We start from the raw sequence: 17,144 nt of genomic DNA, 5'->3' as shown, positions 1-17,144 counted from the left end.
TCTTGGTGGGCGGTACAAGGATCGAACTTGTGACCCCTACCATGTCAAGGTCAGGGAAGATCAACAAAAACAACGACTAGGCCTACTTTCAGCGACCGACAACTATCACGCAAGATCAAGGCTTACGGGCCATCGTGGGGTCAGTTTGGGGTCAGTCACCCCGGTCATCGGCCCGCGCCTGACTTACATCGGATAGGGCCTGACTCGCGGGGCAACTTGAAAGTACCGCTTACAGGTTGCGCACGCTGTAGTCCCTCGCCTCGAACCCTCGCCCATCGCCGTTCTTGGCGATGTAGGGGGCGGCGTCAAAGAACGTCAGCCAGCGGAGCCAGGCGCATGCACGACCCAGCCGTATTGCGCCGGCTGCGGAAGTTGTGCGATGACCTCCTGCGAGGTCGGAAAAGTGGAGGGTGGATTGGCCAGCGCGTCCTGCTGCCACTGGAACGCGGCTTGCCAGACGGCATCGCGCCAGGCCAGCGCGGCAACTGCGTCGTCGTTCCATTGCGTCACGGCGCTGCCGCGGTAGGAAATGCACGAAGCGATGGAGTCGTAGCCGTTGCCCTGCGCGGTGGCGTCGAGCCATGCCTGCACGTCGGCGGTCAGGGCGGCGGATACGTCAGCCAGCGTTGGCGCTGGCGGCTCGGCTGCGAAGGTTTCGCCCGGCAGCAGGTCGGCCTCGGAGGCGATGGCGCGGTATCCGGTGGTTCCGTCCGCATGAAATGTAACCGCATATCCGTACATGCTCATCGCCCGAAAATGTATCCGCCAATTCGGACGGTGAATCCGTTTGAGCCGGCAGGAGCGCCCTGGTACGCATAGGTAATCGCAAGGCTGGCATCCATGCGAACCACTCCGCTCAACTGGGTACCAGATGCCACGAAACCCTCAAAGCCGGATGGCAAGGAGGCCCCGTCACTTGCCGAAAAGAGCGCTGTTTGCGTGGTATCGGAGGAGTTGTACATGAAGGCAACTGCATGGGTAGAGCCCGTGGGGATGATCGCCGCCAGAGACAGCGATGTTTCCGTGGTAGCCCTACCATTGCTCAGAACGCGAAATGGCGTTGGACCGATGTTGGTACGGTAGTCGATTCGACCCTGTGCAACCGCGTGCGAAAAGCTGGTTATGCTGCCGCCGGAGTCTGTCAGCACAGCCCCAAGAAAGCGCCGGCTATTGTCGCCAATTTTGCACCGCGCACTGCCGCTGTAGGGGATGGCCGGCGCCGTGGTCGATAGTTCTACATCCGCCGTACCGGCATTGCTGTAGCCGTACAGGTAGTACATCGTGCTGGCCGAGAGCGATAGGCCAGTTTTGGCTATATCGGTTCCACTGCGCAGCACTTTCCCGAGGCTTGGTACATAGAATGCGCAAGCCCGCACTGTCACCGCAGTGCCGTTGACCCACACCAGTTGTCCACCAGCGATAAAATCGGACGGCAGCAGGTTGTCGGTGATCTGTGCCTGTAGCTTGCCAAGCGCGCCTAGAACCGTGTCGGTCGCAGCAATGACGGCGCTGGTGGCAGTGGACAGGCCGGTGAGTACCGCTGTCCGCACCGCCGCGCCAAGCGATCCGCCGTCCTTTAGCAGCTTGCCGGTGGTGCCGTCGAACAAGGCCACGTCGCTGTCTGTGGCAGAAGCAGGGCCAACTACATCACCGGAGCCGCTTCCCGTCGTGCTTACCACGGGGTTTTGCGGATCGGTGACGTCCACTGAAATGCCCGTTCCGGCGACGATGGACTGGACCGCCGAGTCAGCCTTGGCGCCTTGCGCAGTAGTTGCCGCGCCCACATCGGAAGCCGTCAGCGATACCGTTCCCGTCTTCCCATTGACGCTCTGAACCGGTGACGCTGCCGCAGCTCGCGCATTGGTGAAGTACAGGTTCGACCCTTCGGCAAGGTCAGACGTGCTGGCCGAGCTGGTGCCGCTGATGCGGCCCTTGCTGTCGCGCGTGAGCTTGACCAGGGCGGCTCCGGTGCCAGAGTTCGCCAAGTCGGCAAGGTCGAACGTCGTAACGCCATCCGCGCCCACGCTGAGCGTGATGTTGGTCGTGCTGTCTAGCGCATCGGAGACGGCGTACCAGCCACGCTCGCCCGTGGGTCCGCTGCCGTAATACTGCGTGTTCCCCGGATTCTGCGTGTCGCCCATGAGCAGCACGCGGACAATGCCGTTCTTGAGCGTGCCCTGGGTGTAGACCGAGAACCCGGACGCGCCGACGACGTTGGCGTTTTCGCTGATCGGCAACTCGGGGGCGGTGGCGTTGCCCGAGGCTGCGGAAAGCCCATCCACCGTCGTGGCGATGTTTTGCAGGTAGACGTAATACGCGCGCGATATTGGGGCTGATCCACCCTCTGCGACAGCCTGCCGGTAGCCGGGAAGGTCGGTCTTAAGCGACATTCACCACGCCCCACGCGGACCAGCTAAAGGGGATATCGCTGGCGATGGTGTTGTTGGCGTTGGCACCTTCGGCCACGTCAAAGACCGCCGTGAAGCCTCCCGTGGTCGGCGGGGTCGTCAGGTAGGCCACGACAGGGCCACCGGGCTGCACGGACAGGGGCGTCACGCTCACATGGATCACCGTGGCGAACGTCTTTGCAAAGGTGATGGCCTTGCTCGTGGTGTACGCGCCGCTCGCCGGGGCCGTCGCCGTGCCGCCTTGGATGTAAAACGCCTTTCCGCTCGTATTGCCAATCTGCGCGTTGTCAGCGCCTACCGTGATCGGCACCGTAGGCGTGGCAGGCGGGTCCTGGAACAGGTAGTTGGTGCCGTCCGAGCCAAGGATTTTGCCGCTGTAGCCGGTCGGGTCCGGAGCTTGGATAATGTCCGTCGCCACCAGCACGCCGCCCAGCGAGCTGATGAACTGCCCGTCCGCCAGCGTCGGCAGGACTTGGCCCGAGCCGCCCGGAATCTCCACGTTATCGTCGTCGGAGATGAGCGTGTTATCCGAGGCGTACACCCGGACGCGATAGGAGCCATTGCCCCAAACGTCGCCCACCGCGCGGCCATCGGAGCCAAGGGCTATGCTTGACCCGTTGTTCACGGTCAGCGCCTTGTCCCCGTAAACGTCCTTTGCCGTGGTCGTCCCGGCCTCGTAGAACTCAATCCGGCCTCCTGCGGCTGGGGTGACACCGTCCAACAGGAAATACACGGGGGATTGCGATAGGATGCGGAAAGCAGCCATGTTGGCTCCAAGAAAAAGCCCCGCACGGGGCGGGGCTGGGAATGAACGAACCGACTGGTAAGGCTTTTGAGATTGATCGCCGCTATGAGGCGATGCGCGCGGTCGAGGAAATGCACTTCACGACTTGGCAGACGTGGAAGTACGGCATCGGAGTGCTATTACTACTGGCCTTCCTGCTGCTGTCGCCGTTTTTGATCATTTACAGCCTGCTGTAAGGCGGTATCCAGTTCGCGCAAGCCGGGGTCGTTAGACTTCTGGGCCGACGCATGAAGGCTTGCTAGCATCGGAACAAGCCCCTGAAGCGGAACGCGCGAGGTTCTTGCCAGGAACTTCACTGCGGCAGGACTTGTTAGCGCCCTTGCTAACAGGTTAGCCCCGCCAGCCGCGCCAGCAATGGCAGACGCGGTTCCCACATTCCCGGATAGTGCCGCCATCACGAAGCCGCCGACCGTGCCAAGCTGCGCGCCGGTCGAGGCCGATCCAGAGGGGTTGGCGAACACCTTGGAGCCTTGCCGCACGTTCGCCGCCATGCGTGCTACCGCGTCCATGTCGGAGCGGAACCCCGATCCGAAGCGGTCAAACAGGGTACTTTTCGCCTGCGGGCTGAGCTTGTTCCAGTTGGTCAGGAACGTACTCATGCTGAATTCGTCGCCCGTAGCGTTCTGCTGGCCTGCGGTGGCCTTGCCCAGGCGGCGGATCATGGTCGAGGCGAGTACCTTCTGCTCATCCGGCTTAAGGCTCTGCATGACCGTCCGCAGCGTGGTCGCGCCATCACGCGTGCCAGAGGTGGCCGCGTTGTAGATCGCCTCGGGGCCGCCGCTCTTGTCAAGAACGGTGGACAGCGCGTCAATGCGGGAGCTGCCCGCCTGATAGTAGGCGTTCGCCCTACCGAAAGCCTTCTGAGCGGCTGGGCCTGCCTCATCGGCAGCGTTTTTCATATCCTGCGACAGCGCCCCGTAAAGCGCCTTCCACTTACTGCGCGGCACGTCGGAAACGATGGATACGTTCTCAAGCTCGTTGCCTACGAGCGTCCGCAGCTTCTTGACGGCCTCATAAGGGAGTTTCCCGTCTGCCATCTGTGCAAGCAGGTCGGCAATCTCGTCGTCCGCAGTCACAGGCGCCGCCTCGGGAGCGGCCTTGGGCTTCATGCCGAGCGCCTGGCGAACGCGATTCTGCCCTTCTAGCGCGGAGGCCGTGCCCTCCGATACCTGCTGCCCATAGGCGGACTTGGCGGCAGCCTCGTCGCGCAACGCCTGCACCTGGCCAGCGACTTCGGGGCGGCTCATCGCCGCCGCCTCGCCCTGCGTGTCCGACTTGAACGCGCTCTTGAGAGATCCAATTTTGGCGTTCTGAAAGAACCTGGAAAGGCTTGGCGCGCCAGGGATGCTCTGGTTAAGCACATCTAGCGCATTGGCCGTGGCGTTCACGCTCACGCGCGTCTGCGGCGCGATGTGCTGGTCTAGCTGGTCGTAGAGAGCCGACGATTGCTGCTTGAAGCGGTCGATGAATCCGCCCTCGCCGGTCACGCCACGGTCAATGACGCGACCCACGCGAGCAGGGTCGGAGTACGGGGCGAGCTTGCCGCCGATAGCATCCAAGCCTTCGGATACCTGCACCGCCTGATCCTCAGCCGCGCGACGCATAACGCCTGCACCACCAGGGGCTTTGGATAGCAGCGATTCGAGTCCCTGCATGCGGCCATTCTGAGCGGCCTGCCCTGCGGTTGGCGTCGTGCCCGCACGCTCAAAGTCAGCGATGTTGGCGAGCATGCGCTGACGCCCAGCCTCACCGCCACGCACCAGCCCGCGCAAGGTTGCCGCGCCGATCTGCGGAGATGCGCCCAAGGTTCCGCCGACCAGTCCTGCCACCGTCTGCGCAACAGGGCCGCCGCCGCCCTCGCGGGTAAGGCCAGCCAAGCTAGAGCCGCCGACCACGCTGGCTAGCTGCGTGCCCTGGTTGGCCTGCATCGTGTCGCCAATGGCCGACACAACCGGGCTAGCCGCCTTTGACAAGTAGCGAGCCACGCCGCTCCCACCTAGCGATCCGCCAATGGCCTGCTCAATATCGCCAACCACCCGCTCCGTCCCATTCTGCGGCTGGTAGTCGGGAACGCCCGCCTTGTTCAGGACGTAATCGGCCGCCTGCCCCGCCGTGCCAAAGCGGTACTGGGGATCAATCCCGAGCTTGTCTTCGGCATAGTTGAGCGTGTTGACGATGGGGTCATTGATGAGGCTGGGGATGGATGCGAGTCCATGCACAACATTGCGGCCCGCCATCGCGAAGGCGCGACCGATCTGATGGCCCACGGTCGGCGGCGGACGGCGGCCCGTGATGAGGTCGGATAGTGTCAGCTCGCCGTCATTGCTGGCCTGCGACTGGGCGGCAGGCTGCGCTTCGGAGGGTTGCGCCTGCGCATCCCGCATCTGCTTGTAAGCCTGGGCCAGTCGGCGCGCATCCTCCGTGTTGCCCGCCGCGTCAGCCGCCTTGAGCGCCTGCGCGATCTGGTCAAGGGTCGGCATTACTGCACTCCGTACTTGGACAGGAGCTCATCGACGCCGCCTGATTGCGCGGGTGCGGGCTGCTGCGACTGAGTCACCCGACCAATGGCCGGGCCTGCGGCCGTACGCATGGCATCTTCCACGACCTGCCGCATTTGCGCCTTCTGCGCGATGACCGCATCCGAGTCACCGATCTGCGGGAAGTAGTTGCGGAACTCCTGCTCTGCTTCCGCCGCGCCAATGGCAGCGCCAGACTCCTTGCGAAGATTGGCGCGAACCCAGTTCATCGCCGCTTGGTGATACTTCTGGCCGTCAGCGGAAGACAGTGCGTTGAACGTCCCGCCAGCGGTCAGCTTGTCGCGCAGATTGGTCGGATCGTAGCCCTTCTGCTCAAGCGAACTCAGATCCTTGTCGGCCTGCACCATGCGCTGATAGAAGCCGGCGTTGTTCAACTCCTGCGTGTTGGCCTTGCCTGCCGGAATGATCGTGGTCGAGCCGTCAGGGTTGGTCACCACCGTGCCCCCTGCGCTCTTGCGGGCAGGATCGGCAGGGCCACCAGCGATGGGCGCGAGGTTTCCGTCCTGCGTCCAGCGATAGCCGGATGGCGGCTTAGGCATGGAAGCACCTTCCGTAGAAGCTCGCGGATGCGTGCGCTGCCAAGCCGCCATCAGCGCCGGGTCAGACTGAAGCGCCTTGAGCGTGGCGATAGCCTCGGGGTCTTTCTGCTCAAGGGCGTTGTTTGCCACCACCTGGCCGGTGGACGGGTCCACAAGCTGCGCGCCGTTGGAGAGGATGACGGGCTTGTTTTCAGGCAGGCCGCCCGTCTGTCCGGCAATCGCGTAGATATGCGGAAGCATGGACGGGTCGAACTGCTCCGGAGGAACCTTGCCCTCAGACGCGCCCAGCTCCGCGAGATACGGGCGCACGGTCTGGTAGGCGCCCTGAATGCGTGCCGGGTCGCCCGTCTTGACCGCCTGAAGCATGAAATTGGCCGCGCCGTTGATCTTCTTGGCGTGGTCAACTTCCTGCGCCTGCGCCTGTTGCTGCTGCGCCGCATCCTGCTGCTGGAAGGCGTTGCCAAGGCCCAAAGCGAGGCGCGGATCGACGCCGGCAAGCTGGCCTAGCGCGGCCTGACGGTCGGCTCCCTGAGAGCCGTAGGCGAGGCCAGCGAGCTTGTTTGCACGCTGGGCCTGCCCGTACTGCTGGCCCTGCTGGAACATGCCGACGATGTTGGGGAACTGAAGCTCTGCCATTGTCAGATCACCACGTAATGTCGGAAGGGGCGTACTGCGGATTGCCTGCGCCGGGAGCGTCCTGGTAGCCCGTGGCGGGTATGTACGACGATTGCGTCTGCTGGCCCTTGTACATGCCGTAAGCCCCTGCAAGCTGGCCTAGGCCGTTGCTGAAGGCGTTGGCGCTGTTCATGTAGCCGTTGGCCGCCGCGTTGCCTGCGTTGGTCAGGTTTGCGCCGATGGAAGCCGCATTGCCGGTGCCGACACTGCCAAGGTTGCTCGATGCGTTCTGGCCCAAGCTGGCAAGGCCCATCAGGCGGTTGTAGAACTGGCCGTACTGCTGGTCGGCCATGCCCTGCCCGTAGCGGATCAGGTCGGCGCTATGCCCGCCCGAGTACAGCGAGCCGCGAGCCGCCGCGCTGCGGTCCAAGCCCTGCAAGCCCTGGTCGAATGCAAATTGATAGCCCGGGTCAGCGTGGAAAGCCGAGTAGTCGCCGCTATTGAGCGCGTTGAGCGTGCCTACCGCATTGCCTCCCAGCGTTATGTACGGCTGAAGGTCGGACTTGGTGCGGTCGTAATTCTGTTGGGTCGCCGCAATGGCCTGATTGGCCGCGTTTTTCTGCGCGCTTGCCGCTTTGTTGGCCGCACTGTTCTGTGCCACAGCGCCGATGACGGCTGCGGCTGCTACACCCCAAGGCATAAGTTACTCCCCTACTGAAAGACGGCGAAGGGCGAGCATCGAGAGCGCCTGGTCGCGGCACTCTTCAAGGCTCAATTTCCGGTGTTCTTTCGTCCCCGCTCCGGGGTGAAACTGCATGGAGCAAAGCGAGGCGAAATACATGTCGAAGGCAATGCGCTCTTCGTGCGAGACAGACTCAACGCTTGATGCAGACAATGAGAGTTATCCGTTCGTGGTCCGAGTCGTTGATGACCCAATGGAGCTTCGAGTTGTCGAACGTGTAGAGGTCGCCCGGCTCAGGGCGCAGCTCGACGCCCTCAAAGCAGAAGGCTTGGTCTTTGCCGCCCTTGATCTGCACGCCGAACTTTTCGTAGTGGCCTGCGTGCCATCCGGTATCGACGTGCGGCCTGACCTGCCCACCGGGCGGAATGCGGGTAATCAGCACTCCACCTAGCGTCTTGCCGCCGATGCGGCGCATGACTTCCCGCGCCAACTTCCACGCGCCAGGAATGAAGTGAACGCACGGGTACCACTCGCTAACGTGTTCCGCGTTGAACGCCTGCACGTCACCAGTGAAGTTGCGCCACGGGTTGTAGCGCACCCAAATGTCATCCACTTCCCGATGCGGCGTGCCGTAGGCATCCGTGCGCATCGTGTGCTGATTCCAAAGCTCCGGATGCCGGGCAAGCTGGTACACCAGCGGGGCCACGTTGAGCCCACTGGAAAGGTGTTGAATCGAAGGCATCAGCTATCCGTCGCCTCAGGCATGATGCTGGCCGCAATCAGGTCGGCGCGTACCGGATCGGTAACGCGAATGTCGAACACCCATTGGTAGCCACGGCCCAGGCGGCGAAGCGGCAGGCGTTTGCAGAAGTCGCCCACTTCGCCCATATCGAGCTTTCGCCAGTCGGACCAGTTGCGGCCACCATCGCGGCTGTAGCGAACGTCTACGCTGCTCATGCCGTGCCCACCGTGGCCCAGTTGGACTGACGTGGGAAGCAGGCCGTGGTGCCGTCACTTGCCGCACCACCGTTGTACTGCGTGCCCGCGCCGGTGAGCGGGGCGGAATGGCGCAGCGTCCAATTCACACCATCCGTGGAGGTGTAGACGCTGTTGACCCGCGCGCCGATGAACATGGAAGGCGTGGCGCAGACGTAGGACAGCGCGGGAGAGGCGCTTCCTGCGTCCCACGTCAGGCCGTGGTCGGTCGAGACGTAGTGCGTGCCGCCGCTGCTGGTGGCGACAACAATTGCGCCAAGATAGGCCATGCCCGAAAAGACCTGTCCTGTCCCGGTCTTGACTGGCGTAAATGTGACCAAGTCGGCGGACCGGACAATCACGCCGGTACTGGTGGCAAACAGATAGGCCGAGCCGGTGCCCACCATGGCGCGAACCTCGCCATAAGCACCGCCGAAGTCCACAGTCGTCCAAGTGGGAGCATCGGTCGCCATCTTGGCAATGACCGTGTTAGCGCCGTTCGAAATAGTCTGGCTCACATAGAGGCTACCGCCCATCTCAGCGGCGCAAGGGACGCCATTTGCGGGTCTTGTGATACCCGCAAAGCTGAAACTGTCACCAACGCACCGCGCCGCCGATCCACTGGCGAAGGCGTACCAGTTGCCGCCGTACTTAATGGCTGCCGTGATCGACTGCTGCGCGACGATGCCGGTCACGTCATTGAGCGTCCACGTCGCGCCCTTGTCCGTGGAAATCGTGGCGCTGCTGTTGTTGCAGCCAACGAAGATGATGCCGTCCGATACGGCCACGCTGGATGGCGTCTGGTTCAACCCGTCGTTAACTGTGGCGTAGGTCAGAATGTCTGTGCTGGTGACAACCGCGCTGTCGTCAAGGTCGCAAGTGTTGCCCAGGGCATCCGTTGCGCGCAGCGTCCAGCTAAAGGAGCCGCCTGCCGTGATTGTCCCCGTCACCTTTCCTGCCGCGCTGATACTCAGCCCCGTTGGAAGTGCGCCAGAGGCGAGCGCGATAGTGACCGGCTGCACTCCACCCTTGCGGGTGTACTGATAGGTAACGGTTTCACCCTGCGTTGAGGCTTGTAGATGGCCTGCCAGCGACAGCGGCGGGACGAGAAGTTGTCCCCCGTCACCCGGAGGCAGGCCGGTATCCACCACCAGCTCAAGACCATTGATGACGATGGCGTTCTGGTTGTCGTGGGTCACGCCCGTAATGCGCCGGCGCTCCATCGGCTCGCCGTTCTCGTCCTGCGTGTCCCAATCGAGCTGGTACAGGATGCCGTTGGCGTAGTCGCCTGCAATCCACTTGCCGCGCCACTTCACCAGACAGTTGATGCGCCAGCGGTCAAGGTTGTGACTCTTGCGGCGGTGCCACTCGCCCGTGGCGGCGTCGTAGCCCCACGTCTGTCCATCCGGGAACGTCAGGTAAAAGACCTTGTGCCCCTTGTCCTCGAAGGTGAAGGCGAACGCCTGCGCCATGTTGCAGCGGGCGATGGCCTGCTCGATGGCATGGGTAGAGATGCGCTGGGGCGTGTAGCCGTTGGCCCGGTAGACGATGCCGTCAGAGCCGAGCCAGAAAACGGAGTTGTCCATCACGGCCACCGCATGGGTCGCCGCCAAGCCCACCTCAATCACCGTGCCCTGCGAGCGCTGGAAGGTTCCCGTAGCCGCGCCCGTGTTTGTGAAAGGCTCGATGGTCCGCTCGCCCATCAGCCACCATTCGCGGTGGGTGACGGCCTGACCCACTAGCAGATCGGGCGAACCTTCGGCCTCGTAGCGGTCAAGCGTGCTGTAGGAGCCTGCCGCCGCAAGGTCGGACGTGAACGCAAAGCGTCGGGCCGGCTCGATGCCAAGCACGTAGCCGTCCACAAAATCGAAGCTGATTGCGCCAGGGAAGCCGTCGTCCGTGATCTGCGAGAGCGTGTTGGCGGCGGTGTTGTACACGTACCCGCTCTGGCCGTTGGAGATGACGACCTCATTTCCGCCCGTGATCTGGTTGTGGCTCATCGAGCAGCGAGTGACGCCGGGAATGGTGCCAAGCTCCGTGGGTGTGCCGTCCAGCCCAATGGAGAACAGGCTTTGGCCCGAAACGACGAAAAGCCGGCCCTCCACATTGCGCATGCCGCGAATCGGCGCAGCCGTCCCAAGCAGGGACATGGGCGCAAGACCGGGAAGGCCGCGCAGCATGGACTGCGAACGCGTCCCTGCCTTTTCAGCGGGGACGGGCAGGTAGTTGACGCAATCCTGCGCGGACCACGGGAGCGCATCGTCGGCGTAGGCACCGCCAACAAGCTGGAAAGGCACCCAGCGGGCCATCAGCCAACCTCAATGTCGAAGCCGTAGCGCTTGCTCGGCAACTGATCGAAGCTCACGCAACCCGGCTGGAAATACCGCAGCCGCAGGCGGTCCATCGTGCCCTGAGCCACGCCAGCCACTTCAACAGGCAGCGACACGCCGTACTCGGGCGCGAGACGGGCCGCAAGCTGGTAGGCGATGGCCTCACGGTCGGCGGCGTCCGATGCCAGCTCGTCCGTCAGGCTAGCAAGGCTGTAATCGGGCAGGCCAATATCGGCCTCGTGCCATTCGGCCAGCATGGCGTTGAGCGTTTGCAGCGCATCGGCGGCGTCGTTGGGATCGACCGCCGTATAAGCGTCCACGACACGGCACAGCCGCAAGGCGCGCTTGATGATGTCACCCGCAGTCGTTGCCATCCGTGGCCTCTAGAAAAGGTGGGGCGTCCTTGCCCCGAGTTGCATCCGTGCAAAAGAAAGGGGCGGCTCCGAAGAACCGCCCCATGTACCGCTACTGCTTAGTTGTTGTGGTAACGAGCGGCCAGGGCAGCCCGCAGCGTCTTGTAGCCGTACAGAATGTCCAGACGGCACGGGAACTGGTCGTTGTTGATGTCGTAGGCACGGACAATGCGCATCGACAGACCATCCATCACTTCGCGAGCCGCGAAGTCCACGCCGTTGGGCATCACCAGGTCAGCCGTCGCGAAGGCAAACGCGCCCTTCTGGAAGGCCAGGCCCGTCTGCACGGAGGTGGAAGCGGTACCGGCAGGGGTCAGCGTGGCGGTGGCGGAGGTGGACGAAACGACCACGTTCTGCTTCGCGCCCGAGACATACACAGCCGGGGCAAAGGCGAGGTTGCCCGCACCGCCCGCGTAGTCCGCCGTGACCACGAACTGCTGAAGCTGGCCGGTGGACGCCTTGGTCTCCGCGTGAGCCGAGAACACGTTGGCGATGGTGAACACGTCACCCTTCTTGAACGTGCCCGCGCCAGCCGGAACGGCAATCTGGCTGATCGGCTGGTTGCCGGCGATGAAGGTGGTGGAGTCGCCCGTGGTGGCCGCCGAAGCGCCGCGCAGGTGCGACGGGAGCAGGGTGTTCTCGCCCCAGTCGAAACCAGCGGCGCGGCCCACCATGCCTTCCTTGAACTGCTTGGCGATGGACGCCTGATCCTGGAACAGGGTCTTGGTGTCCTTGATGACATCCGCCATGGCCTGCGGGTCGAGCAGCATGGTGCGGTCGTTGCTCGGGGTCAAAGAACGCTGAAGCAGCACGCGGCAATCCAGCGCCTTGTTGTAGGTGGCCGAAGAGCCGCCATTCCACACGGACTGGTACACGTCCTTGTACATGTTCAGCGCGTCGGCCTCGATGTTGGCCGCGAGGACCGACATGGCCGGCTCGATGATGCGCTTGCTGAAGTCGTCCAACGACAGGGTCAGGTCAACGCTGGTGAAGTTCAGGTCAACGCCCTTCTGCGTCGCCACCTGAAGGCTGACGGAGCTTTCGGTGGTGTCCTGAGCGGCCAGCGTGGCACCGCTACGAACCGTGTACTGGTTCGGCAAGCGAATCTTCAGGGTGTCACCGATCTTCGCGCCGGACTTGGCGTAGGAATCGTCGTAGTCGCGGGTGATGGCACCCACGAAATTGAGCTTCTGGTGCAGGACGCGCAGCGACTCGCGAGTCACCGCAGTAGGGGTAAGCAGGCTATTCGACATGAGTTAGCGGCCTCCGTGCCGCCTGGGGTTACTTGGAAAGTTGTTTGCGACGCCAGGCCAGCCATTCGTCGGTCGTCATGCGATCCGGGTCCTTGCTGGCCGCAGCGCCACCGCCCAGCGTCGGTGCCGGGTCGGGTGCCTTGGTGACGGGTTTGGGCTTGGGCGTGGAAACCTGCGCCTCGATGCGGCCAAGCTGCACAGCGGCAAGGTGGGCTGGCAGCCGCGCAATGCGGTCGGCCTCGTCCAAGTGCTGCGCCAGGTAATGCACGACCGCTGGGCCGTGATCGCTGACGCTGATGGCCTCGACCACTTCCGGCGAGAACCGGATGGTTCGGCCCAAGTCGTCCATCGCCTTGTCAAAGTCCGGGTGTTCGGCTGCGTACTTCGCCGCCCGATCCTCAAACGTGCGCTGGGCTTCCTGCTGGCGCTGCTGCTGGGTCTTGCTGGTGAACGTCTGCTCGACCTTGACGGCGGCCTGCTGGGCGGCGTGTTCAAGCACCGCTTGCGACCATGCGTCCATGTCGTAGTTGAAGTCAGCCAGCGTCGGTGCTTTCTCCGTGCCTTGCGACGAATGTTGCGCGGGCTGCTGCTGGCGATACGTTGCCAACTCCCGCTCTAGTGCTTCTGCTCGCCGCTCGGCCTCTCGCCGTGCCCTGGTAATTTCATTGACGCGCTCCTGCGGTACGAATCGGCCCTTTTCATCGCGGGGCTTGTCGTCCTGGGGCTTGTCAACTTGCTCAGTGGTCGAGTCCTGAGCCTGTGCCTGATCGGTGATCTGCTCCTTGGCAGCGTTATCGACAGGTGCGACCGAAGCGCCGTCATCAGCGGCGGAAACAACATCACTCATTGCGCGTCATCCTTGACGAATAGCCCGGATACCGTCCGGTGCGGTTACTGCGCGCTGGCCTGCTGGTCAGCGGATTGGGCCTGTGCGGCCTGTTGCTGTTCTGCCTGCTGCACCGACATGGCGCGGTCGGCATGAGCGTGTAGGGACTGGTCGAGCGTGGCGGCGGCGTCCAAGTTGAGCTTGGCGACGGCGGCCTGGTCTTTCTGGATCGCGGCGAGGCGGGCGGTTTCGGCCTCGTACCACTTGATATCCAGCTCGCGCATGGAGATTTGCGCCTTGAGCATGTCGGCATCCTTGCTCGATGCCTTGGCCTCGGCCTGCTGCAACCGCTGCTGAAGCTCGCCAAGCTGCTGCTGGGCCATCTGCGCCATTTGCTGCATCTGCGCCTGCATCTGCGCCACTTCGGGCGGCACATCCTTGCCCTTCTGCATCGCCTGCTGGATCGGCGGCGGGAGCAGCATTTTCAACCGCTCGGCAGCCTCATCGGCCTTCGGGAAGTCCATGCTCCCAACGATCAGGTCAGGCACCGCTTGGCCGATCAGCGGATTGCCCTGGCTCAACTGCACCAGCGCATCGACAAACTCCATGCGCTGCGTGTCGTAGCCCGGCCCCGTGGTGACCGTTACGTCGTACTTGCCCGCCGACAGGTCGTTCAGCACCTTGCCGTCCGGCGTGGGCTGGTAGAGCTGCACGAACTGCTCGCCGCCATCCTTGCCCAGCACGCGGATGGCGCGAGGCGTGTCGTACACCTTGGGCAGCGCCGAAAGCAGGATTTCGCCCGTGGACTGAATGCCGAAGTTGAGCGCGTCCTGGTAGTCGAACGTGGCGGTGTCGCCCTCCTGCTGGCGAGCCATGATGGCCTTGCCGCTTGTTTCGTTCGACCTAGCACCCACGGAGGCGTCAAAGATGCCGTCCGACGCCTTGAGCATGTCAATGGCGAGCTGGCCAAACTGCGCAAAGGCAGCGTGTACAGCAGGCGGCTCAAGGTATTTAGGCAGCCCACCTGGCATGGTCGGATCAGGCGTGAATGGCAAGTAGGGCAAGTCCATCACGTTGGACTTATCCCATAGCGCCTTTACGCCTGGACCCTCAAGCATCTTCGGCGTCAGGACCGGCGTGGCCTTATGCTGCTTTGCCAGCACCTCCTGTCCCGTGGTGAAGTTGTAGTTCACCAACTTCTGCGGGTCGCGGCTGAAGCGGACCATGCCGCACCAGACCCACTTGCCGTCGATGAAGTGGCGGTTGGCGTACACCGGAACAATCGGGATGCGGTCAAAGACGGAGTCATACGGGCCGTCAATTTCCTCCGCGCCCGAGACGATGGACGACACAACCTTCGTCGTCTTGACCGTGCGCTGGCGCTCGATGGTGATGCCCTGCGCCTGAAGCTGTTGAAGCTCCACATCGTCAACCTCGGCCGCGTCCACCGTGCGCCCATCCGAGAGCAGCAGCAGCGTCTTGGTGACCGGCTCAAGCCGCCAATACTCGGCAACGCGAACCGATTCCTCACCGAACCAATCGCCGTAGTCCTTGGCCGACTCGAAATTCACCAGCTCGGCGTCGGGGTACAGCTCCTTGAACCGAGAACGGCTCATGGATTCCTCGACAAACGCATACCGCGCATCGCGCATGTCGGGCGACTTGGCGTCAGGGTCGAACCATACGGACGTTAGCGGGTCAGGGATCGGCTTAACGCAGATGTCCTGGTCCCAACTGTCGTCCGTGCTGTACTCGGTCGAGACACGCCACGCACCGAAGCCACAGGCCGAAAGCAGCTCGAAGCCGCCGTCATAGGCCCGCTCAGCGTTGGATCGCGACTCGATGTTGCGGATCAAGCCCTGACGAAGCTCCGCACCCTTCGCATCGCCGTTCTCGACGGGGCGAATCTTGATCCCCGGACGCGCCTTCTTCTGGTCGTTGACGACCTGACGCCAGTGCGAGCGGAGGATCGGGAACTCGTAGCACGGGCGACCCTTGCGGGCCTTGCGCTGCTGCTCGTCCCACTGGTTGCCGGGGACCGTAACGAACTTCAGGTCATCGATGGCAAGCTCGCGGTTCTCCTGGTCCGCCTCCACGGCGCGCTCGTACCGCTCGCGCATCTCCTTCATGAAGTCGGTGGAGTTGCCGCCATCCTTGGCAGCCTTGCGTTTTTCCTTCACGCGAACTCCGAGGCAAAAGAGGTGGTGTCGAACGTCACGCCAGTCCTTGGCGCGTTCTCTGTGTGGTCGATGGCAATCAGGCCGAAGGCGTCGGCGCCATGACTTGACCAGTCGTGGTCAGGCCCAAGGCCGATTTCGCGCTTGTCGTCCCGTTTCTCGTGGTACCAGCCCAACGCAGCGCGTCCGGCTTCCGTCGCTGCCTCGTTGAACCAGAACGCCGGGAACAGCCGTCGCGTGGCCTCAATGCGTGTCTTGGCAGCGCCGCGCCCCATGTTCGGGATCACGACGACCGTGTAGCCAAGCTGCTCAAACGCCGTCCGGTAACTGGTGCTGTAAACCTTGTCGTGCTGGTCGCCGTCATGCGGCAGCACAATGGTCGTGTTACCCGGCAGATAGCCCTTCTCACGCAGCCATTGCGCGTGAGTCGCCATCGGCTGGCCCTGCGCCTCGTAGTAGTCGAGAACGCGGATTTCCTTACCGATGAACTGGTCCGCCCACATCACGAAGGCGTCGGCCTTGGCGCCCGTGCCGCCAATGTCGCAATGCACCCGGAAGCTCATCAGCGGGTCAGGAGCGACGTTGCCGATGCGGCCCTCTGCCTTGGCTCGGGTCAGGTCGCCCGCGTAATAGGCGCCCTCTACGACCGTCACAAAGCCGCCTTCCCAAATATGGTCGTACTGGTCGGGCCGGTTGGTCAGGTCACGTTGCCGCTTGCGCTCAAGGCTGGCCGGGAACTTCGGGTTATCCCGCCAATTCAGCTCAACCACCTTGATGAGCGGGTCATTGGCGTTGCGGTAGCGCTTCTCTACCGGCGCAGTCTTGCGGGCCGGGTTCCACGTCACCCAAAGCTCAGCGCTCCACCCCTCGCCCTCTTCGCGCAGGGTCGGCTCAAGCGTCGTCCAGGCCGTATCCGTAACCGGCTCAGCCTCGTCCACCCAGCACAGCAGAATGCGACCCTTGGACTTGACGCTGGCGATGTTGCGGTCAAGGCCGACGAAGGCGAACGAGATGCGCCCGTCGCGGCTCTTGATGTACTTCTCGCCTACGTCGTAGTAGGCGGCCAGCCACGGCTCGTCCTCAATAGCCCGCTTGCATTCCTCCAACGAGGAATCTTCCAGCGAGTTCATGAACTGTCGCGCGCACAGGATGATCCCGCTTACGCCTTCCTGGCCGAACCTGTAGCCCCACACCGCCGCCATCTTGGCGAAACTGCGCGTCTTGGCCGAACCTCTGCCGCCGTAAGCGCCCCGCACATCCGCAGGGCCGGTGAAAACGGGCCTCAGCTTGCGCGGTAGCTCAATCCGAGCCGTTGCCATCCATGTCTACCAGCTCGATGCGCGTCACCGTCTCGACAGGACCGCCATCGGCGCCAGAAACCTCGACCGCCTGGGCCGGCTTGCCGTCAAAGCGGTTAGCCACCTCCTGAATCGCCCACGTCTCGCCCTGCATGGCCTTCTCGACCACGACAGAGGCGATCTTCCGCAGCGCGTCCTTCTGCACACACTCTTTGCGCAGGGCGTCGAACCACTCCTTGCCCTTCTTCGCGTTGGAGTTACCTACAGGGGCGGCCATGAAAAATTG

Annotated in this window: 16 protein-coding genes; 1 reads left to right on the top strand and 15 read right to left on the bottom strand. The window is 63.3% G+C overall.

Annotated elements, in window-relative coordinates; genetic code table 11:
- Positions 1-315: 315 nt before the first annotated feature.
- Genes ACFWZU_RS15755 through ACFWZU_RS15745 form a run of 3 tightly spaced genes read right to left on the bottom strand, consistent with a single transcriptional unit; the run spans position 316 to position 3,174 of the window.
- Complete coding sequence (locus ACFWZU_RS15755; protein ID WP_439702470.1) at positions 316-747, bottom strand: hypothetical protein; 432 nt, start codon at positions 745-747, stop codon at positions 316-318.
- Complete coding sequence (locus tag ACFWZU_RS15750) at positions 744-2,390, bottom strand: hypothetical protein (protein WP_439702469.1); 1,647 nt, start codon at positions 2,388-2,390, stop codon at positions 744-746. Before ACFWZU_RS15750 ends, ACFWZU_RS15755 begins: the two co-directional genes overlap by 4 nt.
- A complete protein-coding gene (locus ACFWZU_RS15745) occupies positions 2,380-3,174 on the bottom strand; it encodes a hypothetical protein (RefSeq protein WP_439702468.1) in 795 nt (264 codons plus the stop codon). Before ACFWZU_RS15745 ends, ACFWZU_RS15750 begins: the two co-directional genes overlap by 11 nt.
- Positions 3,175-3,215: 41 nt before the next feature.
- On the opposite strand from ACFWZU_RS15745, the gene ACFWZU_RS15740 reads away from it, so the two are divergent.
- Positions 3,216-3,389, top strand: coding sequence for a hypothetical protein (locus tag ACFWZU_RS15740; RefSeq protein WP_439702467.1), 174 nt, complete (start codon positions 3,216-3,218; stop codon positions 3,387-3,389).
- On the opposite strand, the gene ACFWZU_RS15735 is transcribed toward ACFWZU_RS15740, so the two are convergent.
- The 12 genes from ACFWZU_RS15735 to ACFWZU_RS15680 all read right to left on the bottom strand — a co-directional run bounded on the left by ACFWZU_RS15735 (position 3,336) and on the right by ACFWZU_RS15680 (position 17,135).
- Positions 3,336-5,693 carry a hypothetical protein gene (locus tag ACFWZU_RS15735; protein WP_439702466.1) on the bottom strand — a complete coding sequence of 786 codons (2,358 nt, stop codon included), beginning with the start codon at positions 5,691-5,693 and terminating at the stop codon, positions 3,336-3,338. The genes ACFWZU_RS15740 and ACFWZU_RS15735 overlap by 54 nt on opposite strands.
- Complete coding sequence (locus ACFWZU_RS15730; RefSeq protein WP_439702465.1) at positions 5,693-6,925, bottom strand: hypothetical protein; 1,233 nt, start codon at positions 6,923-6,925, stop codon at positions 5,693-5,695. Before ACFWZU_RS15730 ends, ACFWZU_RS15735 begins: the two co-directional genes overlap by 1 nt.
- Before the next feature lie 7 nt (positions 6,926-6,932).
- The gene (locus ACFWZU_RS15725) at positions 6,933-7,604 is read right to left on the bottom strand and encodes a hypothetical protein (protein WP_439702464.1); all 672 of its coding nucleotides are present in this window, start codon (positions 7,602-7,604) and stop codon (positions 6,933-6,935) included.
- Positions 7,605-7,779: 175 nt separating this feature from the next.
- Entirely contained in the window at positions 7,780-8,328 is a 549-nt protein-coding gene (locus ACFWZU_RS15720) for an aspartyl/asparaginyl beta-hydroxylase domain-containing protein (RefSeq protein WP_439702463.1), read from the bottom strand.
- Positions 8,328-8,543: a hypothetical protein gene (locus tag ACFWZU_RS15715; RefSeq protein ID WP_439702462.1), complete on the bottom strand. Its 216-nt coding sequence runs from the start codon at positions 8,541-8,543 to the stop codon at positions 8,328-8,330. Before ACFWZU_RS15715 ends, ACFWZU_RS15720 begins: the two co-directional genes overlap by 1 nt.
- The gene (locus ACFWZU_RS15710; RefSeq protein WP_439702461.1) at positions 8,540-10,870 is read right to left on the bottom strand and encodes a putative Ig domain-containing protein; all 2,331 of its coding nucleotides are present in this window, start codon (positions 10,868-10,870) and stop codon (positions 8,540-8,542) included. Before ACFWZU_RS15710 ends, ACFWZU_RS15715 begins: the two co-directional genes overlap by 4 nt.
- On the bottom strand, positions 10,870-11,265 hold the full coding sequence (locus tag ACFWZU_RS15705; RefSeq protein WP_439702460.1) for a packaged DNA stabilization gp4 family protein: 396 nt from the start codon (positions 11,263-11,265) through the stop codon (positions 10,870-10,872). The genes ACFWZU_RS15710 and ACFWZU_RS15705 overlap by 1 nt, the downstream gene beginning before the upstream one ends.
- Before the next feature lie 98 nt (positions 11,266-11,363).
- Positions 11,364-12,557 carry a P22 phage major capsid protein family protein gene (locus ACFWZU_RS15700; protein ID WP_439702459.1) on the bottom strand — a complete coding sequence of 398 codons (1,194 nt, stop codon included), beginning with the start codon at positions 12,555-12,557 and terminating at the stop codon, positions 11,364-11,366.
- A 28-nt stretch (positions 12,558-12,585) separates the two neighbouring features.
- The gene (locus ACFWZU_RS15695) at positions 12,586-13,404 is read right to left on the bottom strand and encodes a hypothetical protein (protein WP_439702458.1); all 819 of its coding nucleotides are present in this window, start codon (positions 13,402-13,404) and stop codon (positions 12,586-12,588) included.
- Between the two features lie 44 nt (positions 13,405-13,448).
- Positions 13,449-15,563: a portal protein gene (locus ACFWZU_RS15690; RefSeq protein WP_439702457.1), complete on the bottom strand. Its 2,115-nt coding sequence runs from the start codon at positions 15,561-15,563 to the stop codon at positions 13,449-13,451.
- Positions 15,560-16,879, bottom strand: coding sequence for a PBSX family phage terminase large subunit (locus ACFWZU_RS15685; RefSeq protein ID WP_439702456.1), 1,320 nt, complete (start codon positions 16,877-16,879; stop codon positions 15,560-15,562). The genes ACFWZU_RS15690 and ACFWZU_RS15685 overlap by 4 nt, the downstream gene beginning before the upstream one ends.
- Entirely contained in the window at positions 16,860-17,135 is a 276-nt protein-coding gene (locus tag ACFWZU_RS15680) for a hypothetical protein (protein WP_439702455.1), read from the bottom strand. The genes ACFWZU_RS15685 and ACFWZU_RS15680 overlap by 20 nt, the downstream gene beginning before the upstream one ends.
- Positions 17,136-17,144 lie beyond the last annotated feature (9 nt).

The sequence above is a fragment of the Frateuria sp. GZRR33 genome (assembly GCF_051900425.1).
GTDB lineage: Bacteria > Pseudomonadota > Gammaproteobacteria > Xanthomonadales > Rhodanobacteraceae > Frateuria_A.
This window is presented reverse-complemented; position numbering and strand designations above follow the sequence as displayed.

Coding starts and splice junctions, on each gene's coding strand:
- ACFWZU_RS15755 (WP_439702470.1), bottom strand. CDS start 747: ATGAGCATGTACGGATATGCGGTTACATTTCATGCGGACGGAACCACC.
- ACFWZU_RS15750 (WP_439702469.1), bottom strand. CDS start 2,390: ATGTCGCTTAAGACCGACCTTCCCGGCTACCGGCAGGCTGTCGCAGAG.
- ACFWZU_RS15745 (WP_439702468.1), bottom strand. CDS start 3,174: ATGGCTGCTTTCCGCATCCTATCGCAATCCCCCGTGTATTTCCTGTTG.
- ACFWZU_RS15740 (WP_439702467.1), top strand. CDS start 3,216: ATGAACGAACCGACTGGTAAGGCTTTTGAGATTGATCGCCGCTATGAG.
- ACFWZU_RS15735 (WP_439702466.1), bottom strand. CDS start 5,693: ATGCCGACCCTTGACCAGATCGCGCAGGCGCTCAAGGCGGCTGACGCG.
- ACFWZU_RS15730 (WP_439702465.1), bottom strand. CDS start 6,925: ATGGCAGAGCTTCAGTTCCCCAACATCGTCGGCATGTTCCAGCAGGGC.
- ACFWZU_RS15725 (WP_439702464.1), bottom strand. CDS start 7,604: ATGCCTTGGGGTGTAGCAGCCGCAGCCGTCATCGGCGCTGTGGCACAG.
- ACFWZU_RS15720 (WP_439702463.1), bottom strand. CDS start 8,328: ATGCCTTCGATTCAACACCTTTCCAGTGGGCTCAACGTGGCCCCGCTG.
- ACFWZU_RS15715 (WP_439702462.1), bottom strand. CDS start 8,543: ATGAGCAGCGTAGACGTTCGCTACAGCCGCGATGGTGGCCGCAACTGG.
- ACFWZU_RS15710 (WP_439702461.1), bottom strand. CDS start 10,870: ATGGCCCGCTGGGTGCCTTTCCAGCTTGTTGGCGGTGCCTACGCCGAC.
- ACFWZU_RS15705 (WP_439702460.1), bottom strand. CDS start 11,265: ATGGCAACGACTGCGGGTGACATCATCAAGCGCGCCTTGCGGCTGTGC.
- ACFWZU_RS15700 (WP_439702459.1), bottom strand. CDS start 12,557: ATGTCGAATAGCCTGCTTACCCCTACTGCGGTGACTCGCGAGTCGCTG.
- ACFWZU_RS15695 (WP_439702458.1), bottom strand. CDS start 13,404: ATGAGTGATGTTGTTTCCGCCGCTGATGACGGCGCTTCGGTCGCACCT.
- ACFWZU_RS15685 (WP_439702456.1), bottom strand. CDS start 16,879: ATGGCAACGGCTCGGATTGAGCTACCGCGCAAGCTGAGGCCCGTTTTC.
- ACFWZU_RS15680 (WP_439702455.1), bottom strand. CDS start 17,135: ATGGCCGCCCCTGTAGGTAACTCCAACGCGAAGAAGGGCAAGGAGTGG.